The 17,602-nt window shown below is 65.7% G+C and carries 17 protein-coding genes; 6 read left to right on the top strand and 11 right to left on the bottom strand.

Features of this window, described 5'->3' with window-relative positions; translation table 11 throughout:
* From AC5Y42_RS09360 to AC5Y42_RS09350, 3 genes are all read right to left on the bottom strand, one after another.
* Positions 1-1,431, bottom strand: a 1,431-nt coding sequence (locus tag AC5Y42_RS09360) for a PPE family protein (protein ID WP_499897607.1), incomplete at its 3' end; no start/stop codon positions are given.
* Positions 1,432-1,451: 20 nt separating this feature from the next.
* On the bottom strand, positions 1,452-1,760 hold the full coding sequence (locus AC5Y42_RS09355) for a PE family protein (RefSeq protein ID WP_499897538.1): 309 nt from the start codon (positions 1,758-1,760) through the stop codon (positions 1,452-1,454).
* Between the two features lie 186 nt (positions 1,761-1,946).
* Positions 1,947-2,861: a heme o synthase gene (locus tag AC5Y42_RS09350; protein ID WP_499897536.1), complete on the bottom strand. Its 915-nt coding sequence runs from the start codon at positions 2,859-2,861 to the stop codon at positions 1,947-1,949.
* A 207-nt stretch (positions 2,862-3,068) separates the two neighbouring features.
* On the opposite strand from AC5Y42_RS09350, the gene tkt reads away from it, so the two are divergent.
* From tkt to AC5Y42_RS09320, 6 genes are all read left to right on the top strand, one after another.
* Complete coding sequence (gene tkt, locus AC5Y42_RS09345) at positions 3,069-5,159, top strand: transketolase (protein WP_499897535.1); 2,091 nt, start codon at positions 3,069-3,071, stop codon at positions 5,157-5,159.
* A 16-nt stretch (positions 5,160-5,175) separates the two neighbouring features.
* Entirely contained in the window at positions 5,176-6,294 is a 1,119-nt protein-coding gene (tal, locus tag AC5Y42_RS09340; protein WP_499897533.1) for a transaldolase, read from the top strand.
* Positions 6,291-7,844: a glucose-6-phosphate dehydrogenase gene (gene zwf, locus AC5Y42_RS09335; RefSeq protein WP_499897531.1), complete on the top strand. Its 1,554-nt coding sequence runs from the start codon at positions 6,291-6,293 to the stop codon at positions 7,842-7,844. Before tal ends, zwf begins: the two co-directional genes overlap by 4 nt.
* A complete protein-coding gene (opcA, locus tag AC5Y42_RS09330) occupies positions 7,841-8,752 on the top strand; it encodes a glucose-6-phosphate dehydrogenase assembly protein OpcA (protein ID WP_499897529.1) in 912 nt (303 codons plus the stop codon). Before zwf ends, opcA begins: the two co-directional genes overlap by 4 nt.
* Complete coding sequence (gene pgl / locus AC5Y42_RS09325) at positions 8,749-9,501, top strand: 6-phosphogluconolactonase (RefSeq protein ID WP_499897527.1); 753 nt, start codon at positions 8,749-8,751, stop codon at positions 9,499-9,501. The genes opcA and pgl overlap by 4 nt, the downstream gene beginning before the upstream one ends.
* A 252-nt stretch (positions 9,502-9,753) precedes the next feature.
* Positions 9,754-10,140 carry an ATPase gene (locus AC5Y42_RS09320; RefSeq protein ID WP_499897525.1) on the top strand — a complete coding sequence of 129 codons (387 nt, stop codon included), beginning with the start codon at positions 9,754-9,756 and terminating at the stop codon, positions 10,138-10,140.
* A gap of 7 nt (positions 10,141-10,147) precedes the next feature.
* Here AC5Y42_RS09320 and AC5Y42_RS09315 read toward each other — a convergent pair whose 3' ends face one another.
* The 8 genes from AC5Y42_RS09315 to AC5Y42_RS09280 form a co-directional block, all read right to left on the bottom strand.
* Positions 10,148-11,221 (bottom strand): methyltransferase, encoded by a 1,074-nt coding sequence (locus AC5Y42_RS09315; protein WP_499897524.1) that lies wholly within the window; start codon positions 11,219-11,221, stop codon positions 10,148-10,150.
* Between the two features lie 90 nt (positions 11,222-11,311).
* The gene (secG, locus tag AC5Y42_RS09310; RefSeq protein ID WP_065013756.1) at positions 11,312-11,545 is read right to left on the bottom strand and encodes a preprotein translocase subunit SecG; all 234 of its coding nucleotides are present in this window, start codon (positions 11,543-11,545) and stop codon (positions 11,312-11,314) included.
* Between the two features lie 45 nt (positions 11,546-11,590).
* Positions 11,591-12,376, bottom strand: coding sequence for a triose-phosphate isomerase (gene tpiA, locus AC5Y42_RS09305; RefSeq protein WP_499897523.1), 786 nt, complete (start codon positions 12,374-12,376; stop codon positions 11,591-11,593).
* Between the two features lie 13 nt (positions 12,377-12,389).
* A complete protein-coding gene (locus AC5Y42_RS09300; protein WP_499897522.1) occupies positions 12,390-13,616 on the bottom strand; it encodes a phosphoglycerate kinase in 1,227 nt (408 codons plus the stop codon).
* A gap of 2 nt (positions 13,617-13,618) precedes the next feature.
* Complete coding sequence (gene gap / locus AC5Y42_RS09295) at positions 13,619-14,641, bottom strand: type I glyceraldehyde-3-phosphate dehydrogenase (protein WP_499897521.1); 1,023 nt, start codon at positions 14,639-14,641, stop codon at positions 13,619-13,621.
* 154 nt (positions 14,642-14,795) lie between these two features.
* The gene (locus AC5Y42_RS09290) at positions 14,796-15,227 is read right to left on the bottom strand and encodes a type II toxin-antitoxin system VapC family toxin (RefSeq protein ID WP_499897520.1); all 432 of its coding nucleotides are present in this window, start codon (positions 15,225-15,227) and stop codon (positions 14,796-14,798) included.
* Complete coding sequence (locus AC5Y42_RS09285; RefSeq protein ID WP_499897519.1) at positions 15,224-15,481, bottom strand: ribbon-helix-helix domain-containing protein; 258 nt, start codon at positions 15,479-15,481, stop codon at positions 15,224-15,226. Before AC5Y42_RS09285 ends, AC5Y42_RS09290 begins: the two co-directional genes overlap by 4 nt.
* Positions 15,482-15,574: 93 nt before the next feature.
* Positions 15,575-17,584, bottom strand: a complete 2,010-nt coding sequence (locus AC5Y42_RS09280) for a hypothetical protein (protein WP_499897517.1) — start codon at positions 17,582-17,584, stop codon at positions 15,575-15,577.
* Positions 17,585-17,602 lie beyond the last annotated feature (18 nt).

Below are 17,602 nucleotides of genomic sequence, written 5' to 3'. Positions count from 1 at the left end.
AATACCGTTGCCCTGCAATTCGTCTCGTTCCCAGGTGTTCGGCACCATCGGCATTGCCGGGCCACCACCGAACTCGTCACCGGCCAGCGTCGTCAGCCCGGCCGCCGTAACGTTCGCGCGTGTGCCGGCAGCCCCGGCAAAACCCAGCCGTCCTGCACCGCTCGCCGAGGTGCGCTCATCCGGAGCCGAAGTCGCCGGTTCGGAATCCATGTCGAGCCCGATCACCTCGTCACGGTAGCCACGTTCTTTCTTGGTGGCCCGTTGGCGCCGGCGCGCCCGGGCTTGCTCGCGGCTCGCCGCCCGCGCCGCGGCCGAGGGGGCCGCGGCGGTTTCCGACGCCGACTCGGATGCGCTACTGCGAGAGCGCATCGTCGGACCGAATCTCGTTCCCGGGCCGGCGCCGCCGCCTGCCAGATATCCAAAACCTTCCGCGCCGGCGGGTGCCGGTGCGGGCGAGGCAGTGGTCGCGGTAGCCGCGGGAGCGGGCGCGGTCGCGGGCGCGGTGGCAGCGGGGGCAGCAGCCGGCGCGGTGGTCGGGGCGATCCCCGAGGCCGGCCACACGTTGATCTCGGCGACCGGGACCGGGACCGGGAGCTCGACAGGAGCAACCTGTGGCGCCTGCCGTGCCACGGCGGCAACCAACCCCATGATCGCCGCTGCGAAGCCGACCGCGGCAGCTGCCAACAGCGGCGAGAGAAGCGGGAGATAAGTCACCAGCAGCTGGGTGGCATGGAAAGCCAAGTCGGCCAGAATGAACGGAAGTGCGGCGAGGAATGCGGCCGGGTCGGTAAACAGCAGCTGAAGATTGTCGAGCTGCTCGCCAATGACGTCAATCCACCAGCGTGGATCAAGGGGACTCATGTGCCTCGCCGGGTCGTCATCGTCGTCGTGGCCGTGATCGTGGTCATCATGGTTCAGGATCGGCGGTGCCGCGGTGGTTTGTGGCGTCGACGCCACCGCAGTGCCGGCCACGGTTTGATAGGTCGCCATCGTGGTCGCGGCCTGCGTCCACATCCGCACGTAATCCGCCTCGTTGAGCGCGATCGGAATCGTATTGATCCCAAAGAAATTGGTCCCCACCAACACTGCATGCATCGCGTGGTTGGCGGCCAGCTCGGGCAGGGTCGGCATCACAGCCAGCGCAGTGGTGTAAGCGCCGGCGATGGTCTCATGCTGAGCGGCTGCCGCGGCGCTGTTGCTGCTGGCTTGAGTCAGCCAGGCCAGATACGGCAGGTGTGCGGCCACATACTGCGCAGCACTCGGCCCTTCCCACGCCCCGGCTTGCACGCCCGCCAACAGCACACTGAGTTCGTCTGCGACCGAGGCATATTCAGCGCTGAGAGACGACCAAGTGGCGGCCGCCGCCAGCAACGGCCCGGGCCCCGGGCCACTGCTCAACAACGCCGAATGCACTTCCGGTGGCGAAGCCATCCATACCGGTGCCGTCACGATCAGCCGCGCGCGATCACATACGTCGAGGCAGCGGCTGCATCACCGACGGCGTAGCTGGCACCCGAGGTACCCACCCCGATACCGGCACGACCGAGTTGCTGCACTCCGTCAGCCACCGCCGCGGCATGCTCACCGCCCCGAACACTGAGCCCCAGCGCGCTCTCGAGTGAAACCGGGTCCGCCGCCGGCGGCACCACCGCCGAAATCAGCGGGGTTGCCCCGGCCTGTGCGGCCGCCAGGCGCGCAGTCAACGCTTCGACAGCCGCACTGGTGGCTGCCAGACCCTCGGGGACGACACGCAACGTCATGCCAACGACTCCTCCATTACCCGCACCGTATTGAACATGATTTTCATTATCGTACATTCAATACCATGACGTCCGGTTTTTCAAGCGCTTGAGCTGATGACGCGAGCGTGCGCTTTCCCGGCCGAAATCGCGGCGTGTCGGCCGGGAACACGCACGATCGCGCGTAGTAGAAGTGCCGCGGGCCGCTTAGAGGAGAGTCGGTAAAGCGATGGCGGAATCGAGCGCCAACGCGCAGAACACGACGGCCAGGTAATTGTTCGACTGCAAGAACAGCCGCAGCGGCTTGACCGGCTCGCCGCGGCACACGCCGGCATACAGCTGATGAGCCATCGCCAGGAACCACACTCCGGCCAGCACTGCCACCGCTGCGTACAGCCATCCGGCCGCCAGCGCCAGCACCAGCGTCGCGGCCACCGTCAGCCAGGTGTAGACCAGGATCTGCCGGGTGACCTGCCGCTCGGTCGCCACCACCGGCAGCATCGGCACGCCCGCGGCTTGGTAGTCCTCCTTGTAGCGCATGGCCAGCGCCCAAGTGTGCGGCGGTGTCCAGAAGAAGATGATTGCGAACATCACCAGCGCCGGCCAACCGATGGTGCCGGTAACCGCCGACCAACCGATCATTACCGGCATGCAGCCGGCCGCCCCGCCCCACACCACGTTCTGCGAGGTGCGTCGCTTGAGCAACAACGTGTAGACGAACACGTAAAACGCAATCGTGGCCATCGCCAGCAGCCCCGACAGCAAATTGGTCGTCCACCACAGCCAGAAGAACGACCCGACGCTCAGCGCGAGCCCGAACACCAGGGCGTGGCGAGTCGGCACGGTGGCTCGCGCCAACGGCCGGCGCGCGGTGCGCTTCATGACCTTGTCGATGTCGGCGTCGGCCACACAGTTGAGCGTGTTGGCGCCCGCAGCGGCCAGCATTCCGCCGATCAACGTGTTGAGGATCAGCAATGGGTGCACCGCGCCGCGTTCGGCGAGCAGCATCGCCGGTATCGCGGTGACCAGCAGCAGCTCAATGACGCGCGGCTTGGTCAGCGCCAAGTATGCGAGCGCGGTGCCGCGTACTCTGCTCGGCGCGACGCGCCCGCGAATACTCACGCAATAACTCCTCGGCTCGCAGCAGCGCGCAGCTTCTACTACAGACGATGGTAGACCGCCGGGCTGATCCGCTTGCACCGCAGGGTCGAATGCTGATGTTCGTTTACCATGCGGCCCGACGTGGTATGTCGCAAACTCCACCTGCAACGCGCGGGCACGGCGCATTAGGGTGGGACTGAATCCGCTTGTCGACGCGAGGACTGAGTCGTGACCACATTGGAAGACATCTCTGCGCTCACCCGTTCGTACCATCCCGAAGACTGGACGGACATCGACTCGGCTGCGGTCGACACCATCCGGGTACTGGCCGCCGACGCAGTGCAGAAGTGCGGCAGCGGGCACCCGGGAACGGCGATGAGCCTGGCTCCGCTGGCGTACACGCTGTTTCAGCGGACGATGCGCCACGACCCCAGCGACACCACCTGGTTGGGCCGCGACCGGTTCGTCCTGTCCTGCGGACACAGCAGCCTGACGTTGTACATCCAGCTCTACCTCGGCGGTTTCGGTCTGGAGTTGTCCGACCTCGAGGCGCTGCGCACCTGGGGATCCAAGACTCCTGGCCACCCGGAGTTCCGGCACACCCGGGGTGTGGAGATCACCACCGGCCCGCTGGGCCAGGGTTTGGCGTCGGCAGTCGGAATGGCGATGGCGTCGCGCTACGAGCGCGGCCTGTTCGATCCGGATGCCGCGCCGGAGACCAGCCCGTTCGACCACCACATCTATGTGATCGCCTCCGACGGCGACATCGAGGAGGGCGTGACCTCGGAGGCGTCGTCGCTGGCCGCGGTCCAGCAGCTGGGCAACCTCATCGTGTTCTACGACCACAACCAGATCTCGATCGAAGACGACACCAACATCGCATTGTGTGAGGACACCGCGGCCCGCTACGAGGCCTACGGCTGGCATGTCCAGCGAGTCGAGGGTGGCGAGAACGTGGTCGCGATCGAGGAGGCGATCGCCACCGCAAAAGCGGTCACCGACCGGCCGTCGTTCATCGAGTTGCGCACCATCATCGGTTATCCGGCACCGAACAAGATGAACACCGGAGATGCGCACGGATCGGCCCTCGGCGACGAGGAAGTCGCGGAGATCAAGAAGGTGCTCGGCTTTGACCCCGACAAGGACTTCGAGGTGCGCGACGACGTTCTCGCTCACACCCGCAAACTGGTGGAGCGGGGCAAGGAGGCGCACCAGAAGTGGCAGCCGGACTTCGACGCCTGGGCCGAGCGTGAACCCGAGCGCAAGGCGCTGCTGGACCGGTTGACCGCCGAACAACTGCCCGACGGGTGGGACGCCGACATACCATCCTGGGAACCCGGGTCTGACGACGTGGCCACCCGTAAAGCATCGGGCGAGGTGCTCGCCGCGGTGGGACCCAAATTACCTGAGCTGTGGGGCGGTTCGGCGGACCTGGCCGGCAGCAACAACACCACGATCGAAGGCGTTGACTCGTTCGGACCGCCGTCGATCTCGACCAAGAAATTCACCGCCCATTGGTACGGTCGCACGCTGCACTTCGGCGTCCGTGAACATGCGATGGGTGCCATCCTGTCGGGCATCGTGCTGCACGGCCCGACCCGGGCCTACGGTGGCACATTCCTGCAGTTCTCTGACTACATGCGTCCAGCAGTGCGGCTGGCCTCACTGATGGACATCGACACCATCTATGTGTGGACGCACGACTCGATCGGTCTGGGTGAGGACGGGCCGACCCATCAGCCGATCGAGCACGTGTCGGCGTTGCGCGCCATCCCGGGTCTGTCGGTGGTCCGCCCCGCCGACGCCAATGAGACCGCGTACGCCTGGCGCACGATCCTGGCCCGCGGCAACGGCAGCGGTCCGGTCGGGCTGTGCCTGACCCGCCAGGGCGTACCGGTGCTGGAAGGCACCAGCTTCGAAGGTGTCGGCCGCGGCGGTTACGTGCTCGGGGATGCGGGCGGCGACGAGCCCGACGTGGTGTTGATCGCCACCGGCTCGGAAGTCCAGATCGCCGTCGCGGCGCAGAAGGTCTTGGCGGACAAAGGTATTGCGACGCGCGTGGTGTCAATGCCCTGCGTCGAGTGGTTCGAGTCCCAGCCCTACGACTACCGCGACAGCGTGCTGCCGCCGTCAGTGTCGGCCCGGGTGGCCGTCGAGGCCGGCATCGCGCAGAGCTGGCACAAACTGGTCGGTGACACCGGCGAGGTCGTTTCGATCGAGCATTACGGCGAATCGGCGGATTACAAGACCTTGTTCCGTGAGTTCGGCTTCACCCACGAAGCTGTGGTGGACGCCGCCGAACGAGCGCTGGACAACTGACAAGGAGGGTATTGCGATGACACAGAATCCCAACCTCGCCGCCCTGAGCGACGCGGGCGTATCGGTATGGCTGGACGACTTGTCCCGGGAGCGGCTGGAGTCCGGCAACCTGCAGGAGCTCATTGACACCAGGAGCGTTGTCGGCGTCACCAGCAACCCGACGATCTTCCAGAAGGCGCTGGCGGACAGTGACACCTACAACGACCAGATCACCGAGCTGGCCGAACGCGGCGCCGATGTGGACGCCACCGTGCGCACCGTCACCACCGACGACGTGCGCATGGCGTGCGACGTGTTCAGGCCGCAATGGGAAGCCTCCGACGGGGTGGACGGCCGGGTGTCGATCGAGGTTGACCCGAGGGTTGCCCACGACGCCGACAAGACGATCCAGCAGGCAATCGATCTGTGGAAAACGGTCGACCGGCCCAACCTGTTCATCAAGATTCCGGCCACCGAGGAAGGCGTACCGGCCATCACCGCGACCCTCGCTGAAGGGATTTCGGTCAATGTCACGCTGATCTTCTCCGTTGAACGGCACCGCGCGGTGATGGACGCCTACCTGAAGGGCCTGGAAAAAGCGAAGCAGGCCGGCCACGATCTCTCCAAGATCCACTCGGTGGCATCCTTTTTCGTTTCGCGGGTGGACACCGAGGTCGACAAGCGACTGGAAAAGATCGGCACCGAGGAGGCGATGGCACTGCGCGGACAGGCCGGAGTGGCCAACGCCCGGCTGGCCTACGCCGCCTATCAGGAAGTCTTCGTCGGCGGCGACAGCTACGAGCAGCTCAAAGCCGACGGTGCGCGGGTGCAGCGACCGCTGTGGGCGTCAACCGGTGTCAAAAACCCCGACTATGCCGACACTCTCTACGTCACCGAACTTGTCGCTCCACATACCGTGAACACCATGCCGGAGAAGACGATTGACGCCGTCGCCGACCATGGTGTGGTCACCGGCGACACCGTCACCGGCACGGCCTCGGCGGCCCAGGACGTCTTCGACAAGCTCGACGCGGTCGGAGTGGACTTAACCGACGTGTTCATCGTGCTGGAAAACGAGGGCGTGGAGAAGTTCGAGAAGTCCTGGACCGAGCTGTTGGAGGAGACGCAAGCCCAGCTGCAGTCCGCGACTAAATGAGCCCGGCCGGCGTCCGGGGCAGCGCCGGGCAGTGGCAAAACCCGTTGCGGGACAAGCGCGATAAGCGGCTGCCCCGGATCGCCGGATCGTGCGGGTTGGTGATCTTCGGTGTCACCGGCGATTTGGCCCGCAAGAAAGTGGTACCTGCGGTCTACGACCTGGCCAACCGCGGGCTGCTGCCGCCCACCTTTGCACTGGTCGGTTTCGCCCGCCGGGACTGGGCAGACCAGGACTTCAGCCACGTCGTCCACGAGGCGGTAAAGGAGCATGCCCGCACACCGTTCCGCGAGGCGATTTGGGAGCGGCTGTCGGAGGGAATCCGGTTCGTGCAAGGCACGTTCGACGATGCGGACGCTTTCGCCCGGCTGGCCGAGTGTCTGGAGAAGCTCGACGCCGAACGCGGCACCGGCGGCAACCATGCCTTTTATCTGGCCATCCCGCCGAAGGCTTTCCCGACGGTGTGCGAGCAGCTCGACCGGGCGGGGCTGGCCCGCCCGCAGGACGGCAACTGGAGCCGGGTCGTCATCGAGAAGCCGTTCGGCCACGACCTGGCCAGCGCTTGTGACCTCAACAAGGTCGTCAATAGCGTCTTCCCGGAGGAGTCGGTGTTTCGCATCGACCACTACCTGGGCAAAGAGACCGTGCAGAACATCCTGGCCCTGCGATTCGCCAATCAGCTGTTCGACCCGATCTGGAACGCGCACTACGTCGATCACGTGCAGATCACCATGGCCGAGGACATCGGTCTGGGCGGGCGCGCCGGCTATTACGACGGGATCGGCGCGGCCCGCGACGTGATCCAGAACCACCTGATGCAACTGCTGGCCCTGACCGCCATGGAAGAGCCGGTCAGTTTTCAGCCGTCGGAATTGCAGGCCGAAAAGATCAAGGTGCTCTCGGCAACCCAACTCGCACAACCGCTGGACGAGACCACCAGCCGCGGCCAGTACACCGCAGGCTGGCAGGGCGGGCAGAAGGTGGTCGGGCTCCTCGACGAGGAGGGATTCGCCAAGGACTCCGTGACCGAGACATTCGCGGCCATCACGCTGGAGGTCGACACCCGCCGGTGGGCCGGCGTGCCGTTCTACCTGCGCAGCGGAAAGCGGCTGGGCCGCAGGGTGACTGAAATCGCACTGGTCTTCAAACGAGCACCGCATCTACCGTTCGACGCGACCATGACCGACGAATTGGGGGCCAATGCCCTGGTGATTCGGGTGCAGCCCGACGAAGGCGTCACGCTGCGGTTCGGCTCGAAAGTGCCGGGCAGCGCGATGGAGGTCCGCGACGTCAACATGGATTTCTCCTACGGCTCAGCGTTCGCCGAAGACTCCCCCGAAGCCTACGAGCGGCTGATCCTCGATGTGCTGCTCGGTGAACCGTCGCTGTTCCCGGTCAACGAGGAAGTCGAAATGGCCTGGGAGATATTGGACCCGGTACTGGAGAACTGGGCCAGTCACGGCAAGCCCGACCCGTACGAAGCGGGCACCTGGGGACCGGCCTCGTCATTCGAAATGTTGCGCCGAACCGGCCGGGAATGGCGGCGGCCATGATTCTCGATCTGCCTGATACCAGTACCACCGCGATCAACAAGAAGCTTGACGAGTTGCGCGAGAAGGTCGGCGCCGTAACGCTCGGCCGAGTCCTGACGTTGGTCATCGCGCCGGACAGCGAGGCGGTGCTCGAAGAATCCATCGACGCCGCCAACGCCGCCAGCCACGAGCACCCCAGCCGGGTGATCGTGGTGATGACCGGGGACGCGGATGCCGCCGAGGCGCGACTGGATGCCCAATTGCGGGTCGGGGGTGACAGCGGCGCCGGCGAGGTGGTGGTGCTATGGCTGTCGGGTCCGCTGTCCGGGCACTCCGCCAGTGTCGTGGTGCCGTTCCTGCTGCCCGATATCCCGGTCGTGGCGTGGTGGCCCGATGTCGCGCCCGCGGTGCCCGCCCAAGATCCGCTGGGCAAGTTGGCGATCCGGCGCATCACCGACGCAACCTACGGGGCCGACCCGCTGTCGGCGATCAAGAGCCGACTACCCGGATATACCCCGGGCGACACCGACCTGGCGTGGAGCCGGATCACCTACTGGCGTGCGCTGCTGACCTCTGCCGTCGATCAGCCACCGCACGAGCCGATTACGTCGGCGCTGATCTCCGGCCTGAGGACCGAACCAGCGCTGGACGTGCTGGCGGGCTGGCTGGCCAGCCGTATCGACGGGCCGGTGCGGCGCGCGGTCGGCGACCTCAAAGTCGAACTGGTACGCAATACCGAAACGGTGACGCTGAGCCGGCCACAGGAGGGGGCGACTGCGACACTGAGCCGCACCGCCCGGCCGGATGCATTGGTTCCGTTGCCGCGCAGGGAAACCCGTGAATGCCTGGCGGAAGATCTGCGACGACTGGACCCAGACGCGATTTACTGTTCCGCGCTGGAGGGCATCGACCGAGTGGAGTATTTGTGAGTAGCACTGTTGAGACCTTCCCCGACAGCAACGCGCTCGTCGCCGCGGCGGGCGAGCGTTTGATCGGCGTCATCGAAGCAGCGGTGTCGGCGCGAGGCCGGGCGTTGATCGTGTTGACCGGCGGCGGCAACGGCAACCGGCTGCTGCGTTATCTCGACGCACACAAGCAGCGGGTCGACTGGGCCAAAGTGCACCTGTTCTGGGGCGACGAGCGCTACGTGACCCATGACGATGACGAGCGCAACGAGAAGCAGGCCAGAGCCGCGTTGCTCGATCACATCGACATCCCGGCGCGCAACGTGCACGCGATGCCGGCCAGCGACGGCGAATACGGCAGCGATCTGGCTGCCGCGGCGCTGGCCTACGAGCAAGTCCTGGCCGCCAATGCCGAAGCGGGGGAAGCCGCACCTGATTTCGACGTCCACTTTCTCGGCGTGGGACCCGAGGGCCACATCAACTCGCTGTTTCCGGACACCCCCGCCGTGCGCGAAACCACCCGGCTGGTGGTCGGTGTCGACGATTCGCCCAAACCTCCGCCGGAACGGATCACGTTGACACTGCCCGCTGTCCAGCAGTCGCGCGAGGTCTGGACGATGGTGTCCGGCGCGGAGAAAGCCGATGCGGTGGCCGCCGCTGTGGCCGGCGCCGACCCGGTGTCGGTGCCGGCGGCCGGCGCCATCGGCCGGGAGCACACCGTCTGGTTCCTCGACAGCGAAGCAGCGTCCAAGCTTTCGCCTGCCTCCGGGTAGAAGACGCCTGAGTCGTGACTTTGGGGGTCGCCACGACGCAGGCTCCAGCTTCGGTGCCGAGCTAGCCTCGGTGCTCGGCTTGCCGTTCGGCATACCCGGCCGCATACGCTTCGAGCCGACGGATGACGTCACGTCGCGCGCCGTGCATGGCCATGAGATGGCGCCGCCCGTCAACATCACAGTGTCTTTGCCGCACACCTAATCGGACGCGGCGCGGACTGCCGCGGTTCCGGCTCAGGTCATAATGACGTCATGGCAGACAAAAGCGAACGCGCCCCCCGGGAACGGATCAAAACCCTCGCACAGGCAGCGTTGAATGCCGACGTCACGGTGGGGCAGGTCGAAGGCGTTCTGTCCGGTCTGAGCGACACCATGGACGAGCTGAACAGTTCGCTGGCGAACCTGAATGCCACGGTGGAACGGCTGGGCACCGGCTTGGATCACCTCGAGCACACGATGGCGGGACTTGACGACCTGGCGCGGCGACTGGTCACGCTCATCGAGCCCGTCGAGGCCATCGTGGAGCGCATCGACTACATCGTGAGTGTGGGTGAGACGGTGATGTCGCCGTTGTCGATGACCGAGCACGCGGTGCGCGGTGTGTTCAACACTTTGCGGAATCGAACCGCCCGGCAGTAGCAGTCTCTCAGATGGGCCGAGCTTCGACGACGCTGACAGGGCTGGCGGTCTGCACCACCCGGGTCAGCCGGAATCCGGCCCGGCCGAGCAGCTGACCGAATTCCACCTCGGTGCGTTCGCGACCGCCCACGCACAGCAGCATCTCCAAATCGGCCCACTTGCCCAGAGATTCCCGCTGGTGAGTTGGTATCACGAATTCGACGAGCAGCACTTTCGCCGAGGTCTGGGTGGCCGTGCGGACGTTACGCAGAATCCGCACCGCGTCGTCGTCGCTCCAATCGTGGATGATGTGTTTGAGCACGTAGGCGTCGCCGCCGGTGGGAATGCGATCGAAGAACGAGCCCGCCACCACGTCGACGCGGTCGGCGACGCTTCGTTCTGCCAGCAGGGTCGGCGCATTGGCCACCACCTCGGGCATATCGAACAAAACCCCTCGCGCGGTTGGTGTGGCGGCCAGAACTGCGGCCAGCAGCCTGCCGTGTCCGCCGCCCACGTCGACGATCGTGGAGTACGGGCTGAAGTCGTACGCGGCCACCACCGGCGCCAGCACCAACTCCGAACTGCTGGTCATGGCCTGGTTGAACTTTTCGCCGTATTCGGGGTTGGTAGCGGCGTACTCAAAAAAGTCGACACCACGTAACGCGGGCACCGCGGCCTTGCCGGTTCGCACCGAATCGCCCAGCGCGCTCCAATGCTCGTGATGCTGAGGTGATCCGTAGAAACACGCGGCGCCCGCCATCGACACGGGTCCGGCGGATCGCAGCGTCTCGCCGAGCGGGCTCAAGTCATAACGGCCGTCGCGACGCTGACGGAAAACGCCACGACTGATCAGGGCGCGCAACAACCGATGAAGCGCGTCCTGGTCGGCGCCGACGCGGCGGGCCAACTCGTCGATTGGCAGCGGTCCATCGCTGAGCGCATCGGCTACGCCGAGGTCGGCGGCCACCGTGATCGCCTGAGCTGTCCACCCGGCGAGGATCATCTCGCTCATTGCCGCCGGCGCCGGAACGGTCTTCTGGTGCAACCGGTACAAGTAGTGACGCGCAGTTTCGACGAGCCGCGCGAGTTTGGCCGGCGGCACCTTGGCATCGCTGGGAATCGATCTCTCCTGACTGAAGTCGCAACCGAGGCGACGCTAGCGGGCTATCGCCCGGGTGAGGTGAACAGCCGATCAGCGGTACTTGATCATCAGGGCCATTCCGATAATGGACACCAGCCAGATCCCGGTGACAAACAGCGTCAACCGGTCGAGGTTCTTCTCCACCACCGTGGACCCGGACAGACTGGACTGCACGCCGCCGCCGAACAGCGTCGACAGACCGCCACCCTTGGCTCGGTGCAGCAGCACCAGGAGCACCACCAGCACGCTGGTGATCACCAGGATGATCTGCAGGGTCAATTCCATGGCCGCTACCCTACCGGGTTCGGTTCCGCCGACCGCACAGGCCGGCTACGGAATCGGTCCGCCCGCGGCGACGGCGCACATGATCGCGAACTGCTCCCCGTCCAGCGACGCCCCGCCGACCAGAGCGCCGTCCACGTCGTCGCAGGCAATGAGGTCACCGATGTTCTTGGCGTTCGCCGATCCGCCATAGAGCACCCGCACCGACTCGGCGACCTGCGGCGAGGCCAATTCGCCGAGCTCTTTGCGGATCGCCGCGCACACCTCCTGGGCGTCGGCGGCGCTGGCCACTCGCCCGGTGCCAATGGCCCACACCGGCTCGTAGGCGATGACGACCTTGCCGATCTGTTCGGCGGACAACCCCGCCAGCGACCCGCGCAGCTGCTCGACGTTGTGGCCGACATGCTCACCGGCTTCCCGGATCTCCAGATGCTCGCCGATGCACACGATCGGGGTCAGCTCGTGCTTGAGGGCGGCGGCGGTCTTTGCGGCCACCAGTGCGTCGTCCTCACTGTGATAGGTGCGCCGCTCGGAGTGACCGACGACGACGTAGCTGCAGCCGAGTTTGGCCAGGAAGACGCCGCTGATTTCGCCGGTGTAAGCGCCCGAGTCGTGCTGTGAGAGGTCCTGGGCGCCATAGGTCAGCCGCAGCTTGTCGCCGTCGACCAGTGTTTGCACGCTGCGCAGGTCGGTGAACGGCGGGATGACCGTCACGTCGACCTTGTCGAAGTACTTGTCCGGCAGCGAGAAGGCGATCTTTTGCACCAGCGCGATCGCTTCGAAGTGGTTGAGGTTCATCTTCCAGTTGCCGGCGATCAGCGGCGTACGGCTCATCGGGATCCTTACCTCAGCTGCTCAGTACTTCTAGGCCGGGCAATGTCTTGCCCTCAAGGTATTCCAGCGACGCGCCACCGCCGGTGGAAATGTGCGAGAAGCCGTCCTCGGGCAGCTCTAGCGCCCGCACCGCGGCCGCGGAGTCACCGCCACCGACCACGCTGAATGCGCCCTTCCCGGTTGCGGCGGCGATCGCTTCGGCGACGCCTTTGGTGCCGGCGGCAAACGCCGGAAACTCGAAGACGCCCATCGGGCCGTTCCAGAAGATGGTCTCGGCGTTGGACAACAGCTTGGTGAAGCGCTGCACCGATCCCGGCCCGATATCAAGGCCCATCTTGTCGTCCGGGATCTCGTCACAGGCGACGACCTCCGGCGGCGAATCGGCGGCGAATTTCTCGGCCACCACGATGTCTCTGGGCAGGCGCAGCACGTCGGCATAGGTGTCCAGTAACCGCCGGCAGGTATCGATCATCTCAGCTTCCAGCAGCGATGAGCCAACCGAAAGACCCTGTGCGGCAAGGAAAGTAAAGCACATCCCACCGCCGATGACGATGCTGTCGGCTTTGGTTGCCAGCTGTTCGATCACGCCGAGTTTGTCCGATACCTTCGAGCCGCCGAGCACCACCGCGTAAGGCCTTTTGGTGGAGCTGGTCAGCTGTTCAAGCACGTCGACTTCCGCGGCGACCAGCCTGCCGGCGTAGGCCGGCAGCAATGTGGCGACGTCGTAGACCGAGGCCTGTTTGCGGTGCACCACCCCAAACCCGTCGGACACGAACGCGCCAGCCGAACCGTCTGGGCCACCGACCAGTTCGGCCAGTTGCCTGGCCAGCGCGAGCCGCTCCGCGTCGTCCTTGCTGGTTTCGCGCGCGTCGAAGCGGACGTTCTCCAACAGCAGCACATCCCCGTCGGTCAGCCCCTCGGCGCGGGCCAGCGCATCCGTGCCGACGACATCGCCGGCCAACTGCACGTGCTGCCCCAGCTGCTCGCCGAGCACCGAAGCGACCGGCGCCAGCGACAATTTGGGGTCGGGACCGCCTTTGGGCCGGCCCAAATGCGCGGTCACCACCACCTTGGCGCCGGCGTCGGTCAGCGCTTTCAGCGTCGGCACCGACGCACTGATGCGGCCGGGGTCGGTGATCGCACCGGCGTCATCGAGCGGGACGTTCAAGTCCGAGCGCACCAACACGCCGCGACCCGAAACTCCGTCGGCGAGAAGGTCGTCGAGTGTCTTGATGCTCACGGCTAAAGCGACTTGCCAACCAGCGCGACGAGGTCGACGAGGCGGTTGGAGTAACCCCATTCGTTGTCGTACCAGGACACCACCTTGGCCTGGCTTTCGATCGCCTTGGTCAACCCGGCATCGAAGATCGAGCTGTGCGGGTCGGTGACGATGTCGCTGGAGACAATCGGGGCGTCGTAGTACTTGAGGATGCCCTTGAGCTTGCCTTCGGCGGCGGCTTTGAACGCGGCGTTGATGTCTTCGGCGCTGGCCGACTTGGACAGGTCAGCGGTGAGGTCGGTCACCGAGCCGGTGGGGATCGGAACCCGCAACGCGTAGCCGTCGAGTTTGCCCTTGAGCTCAGGCATCACCAGGCCGATGGCCTTGGCCGCACCGGTTGAGGTCGGCACGATGTTCAGCCCGGCAGCGCGGGCGCGGCGCAGGTCTTTGTGCGGGCCGTCCTGCAGGTTTTGGTCGGCGGTGTAGGCGTGAATGGTGGTCATCAGGCCTTTGACGATGCCGAACTCGTCGTTGAGCACCTTGGCCAGCGGCGCAAGGCAGTTCGTGGTGCACGATGCGTTGGAGATGATGTTTTGGCTGCCGTCGTACTTGTCGTCGTTGACGCCCAACACGATGGTGATGTCCGGGTCGGTGGCTGGCGCGGAGATGACGACCTTCTTGGCGCCGGCGTCCAGGTGGCCCTTGGCCTTGGCCGCGTTGGTGAAGATCCCGGTGGACTCGACGACGACGTCAGCGCCGAGGTCGCCCCAGGGAAGGGCCGCGGGCCCCTCTTTGACCTCCAGCGCCTTGATCTTGTTGTTGCCGATCACGATGGTGTCGTCACCTTCGAGGCTGACGTCGTAGGGCAGCCGGCCCAGAATCGAGTCGAACTTCAGCAGATGCGCCAGTGTCGCGTTGTCGGTGAGATCGTTGACGGCCACCACCTCGATGTCGGAGCTGGTCCCCTGAGCCTGCTGCGCCAGCAGGGCCCGGTAGAAGTTGCGCCCGATTCGCCCGAAGCCGTTGATGCCTACCCGGACCGTCACGTCTCTCGTCTCCTTGATTGCTGATGTGATTCACGCGCCAGCCTAATAGGATGGCGCCGCTGTCGTGCAGGCGGTGACCGACCACCATTTCCCGACGAGCACGACAGCCGGCTGATCGTGGCGTCCGCGGCCCACATGCGGCACTACAGGACGGCTACGCCGAGAGCGGATCGATCCACCGCACACCGGAGAATCGACTGAAGTCGACGTCGGTGGAACACACTTGTGCGCCGTATTCGATGGCCAACGCGGCGAGGTGCGCATCGCTCGTCAGATTCCCCGCCGCTCCGAGCGGAGCAAGCAACCCGCGAAGCACACTTGCATGACGCTCGGTCGGATGCAGGACCGTCACGCATGGCTGCTGTAGCCACTGATCGACCACGTCAAACGACTCGTCGACCGTCAACGGCCGGGCAAACACCGCCGACCGGGTGGATAGCCGCACAAAGCCGATGAGGACATGCCATGCGAATGCGACGGTGTCGGAACCGGAAAGCGTTTCATCAAGCCAATCCCGCGCCGCCTGGTGACGAGGCGACGACTCGTCCATCGCATAGACGAGGATGTTCAGATCGAGCAGTTTCATTTGCGCAGCGCGAGCTTGCGCAGGGTCTCCGCGTCTTCGTCCGCCCCGGCCAGCGCCAATGCCTTGTCGATATCAAACCCCGCCCGCAGGCCCATGTCGCGGCTCGGCGTACGAAAGCGGCGCCGAGCCGGTTCGCCACTCAATCCGCGCCGCACGGCGTCATTAAGCACCGCCTTGAACGACGTTCCCCGCTCGCGTGCTGCGCGCTGCAGCGCAGCGACAACATCGGCGTCGAGCGTCACGGTCGTCCGCATGATGTCATCATAGCAGCAATAGGGATGCTGTCATGATGCTCTCATGAGCGGCCGGCTGCGGTCCATCGGCCGCCCGACGATCCTCCCGCTGCCTCAGCCAGTCGCGTCGGCCCCGGCCATGCGGCCCACACCCCAGCTCCGCTGCACGTATCCAATGACGCGGTCGAGTTCGGCGTGGGTCACCGACGCCCGTTCGCCCGGCTCGAGCGGGTCGAAGTGGAAAATGTAGAGCCGTGAGGCGAACTGCTCGAACGGCAGGGACGCCTCGCCGAAGCGCTCGCCGTTGCCGGCGGTGCTGACGACGACGCCGTCGCCCCAGTCCTGGCCGCTGTCATTGTTCGGGTTGTAGAAGTAGACGCGCATCGTCTCCTCGGGGTCAAGACTGACCCGCAGCACGGTGATCGCATGCCATCCGATGAAGCGGGCGGCGCTGTCAGTCACCGCGACACCGGCCGGCTGTGGGTGGATCAGTGGTTGGTTGCCGTTGTAGAAGGGGTGGTAGGCGGCGTAGAAGTGCCGCAGAAATCCGTCGACGTCAACGAGATCGCCGGTCGCCACATCGACGTTGATCCGGAATCCGCGCCCGGACCACCACCCGTGGAACTCCGGATTGACCCAGCGGTGTGGGTCGCCCTCGCGACCGGCGCAGCGCCGGCCCATCTCGGCGTAGATGCGGTCCAGATGTGGAACCACCAGCAGGGAGACGGGGTCCAAGTCGATCGGCAACTTCGTCGCTACCCCCGCGTCGACTTCCCGCGACGAGATCGGCTGCCCCTCGAAGTGCATGACGATCTCGTCGTCGCGGGCCGCCCACGCGATGGTCTGCAGCAGATAATCCGGATCGTTGTATGCCCACATCGAAAGGGCCCGCGCGGATTGACACGTGGGGTTATCGCCCTGGCCGACACCCAGCGGCAGCCCGAGCATCGAGAGCGTCCCGGCCAACAGCCAGGTGTGCGGGTCTTGTGCGGACCCGAAGCCCAGGGTCAGCCTTTCGCGCGAGTAGGCCGAGAGCGGAAGAGCCAACTGACGCCACAGCGACGGCGCCACCGGCGGCTGGTAGAGGATGCCGCGCTCGAGCAGCAACGCAAGCCCGTAGATGCATTGGGCGGTTTCGTTGTGGACGGCCGCAGCGATCAGGGCGTGCACGAGGTCGTGGTAACACAGCAGGCAGTCGCGCCCGGTGCTCGACAGGCCCAGTGCCTCGCCGAGTAGATAGTCGCTCTTCTCCAGCGAGAAACGCAGCAACACCGCGTGGTACGGCGACACCAGCCCCGTATCGTGCATCGAGCGGGCGAAGCCGGCTGCCTCGTATTGCAAGGTGGGTTCGTCCATCGACTCCAGCCGGGCCCGGTAGACCTCGGCACCCGGGTCCTCGCGGCACGCGTCGGTGGTTCCGTACAGGCTGGTGATCAGGCGGTCCACGCCCAGACCGCCGTTGCCCAGGTCGATGTCGGGGTCACTGCGGGCGATCGAGATCTGCGTGATCATGTGCTTGATCTGGTCAACCTGGATGGGCCGCTGCCGCAGGACCCGCCAAATCTCTTCCACGAGACGGTCCAGGACGCTGTCGTAGCCGATCTCGTCGACCAGATGCCGAAACAGGTCACGGGTCACTTTCGCCATCCGGCCCTGCAGTTCGCGCTCCGCCTCGGTCGGCGGGGTAAACAGCAGCGAGAGGTTGATCGCCAGCACCTGCGACAGATGATGCCGGGCCTGCTCGGCCGAGATCAGCGGGTGCACATAGTCGCCCTTGGCGACCGCGAGCAGGCGTAGCAGGCTGACCGCCTCCAAGACCACTGTGTCCTGGAGTTCGCTGCGCAGCGAGCCAGTGCTGAGCGCGGGGAGCAGGGTCTGCGGGGACACCCAGTCCGTCCCGAGAAACAGACCCGCGGCCTCCAACTCCGCCGCGCGCGGCTGCACCGCGGCACAGCCGCCCGGCTGCAGAAGCACCAGCCGTAGGCCGTCGAGGACACGGCGCAACTTGGCGGGCTTGCCGACATCGCCTGCCTCCGCCAGTGCCCGGGTAGCGTCGCTGAGCGTCGCCAGACGCTTGCTCAACGCCGCATTGTCACTGTTCACGTCGCTGCTTACCGCGTTCAACCAGGTTCCTCGCGTCCC

The organism is Mycobacterium sp. NGS48 (genome assembly GCF_059812585.1).
Note: the sequence above shows the minus strand (reverse complement) of the source record. Positions and strands in the feature narration are given on the sequence as shown.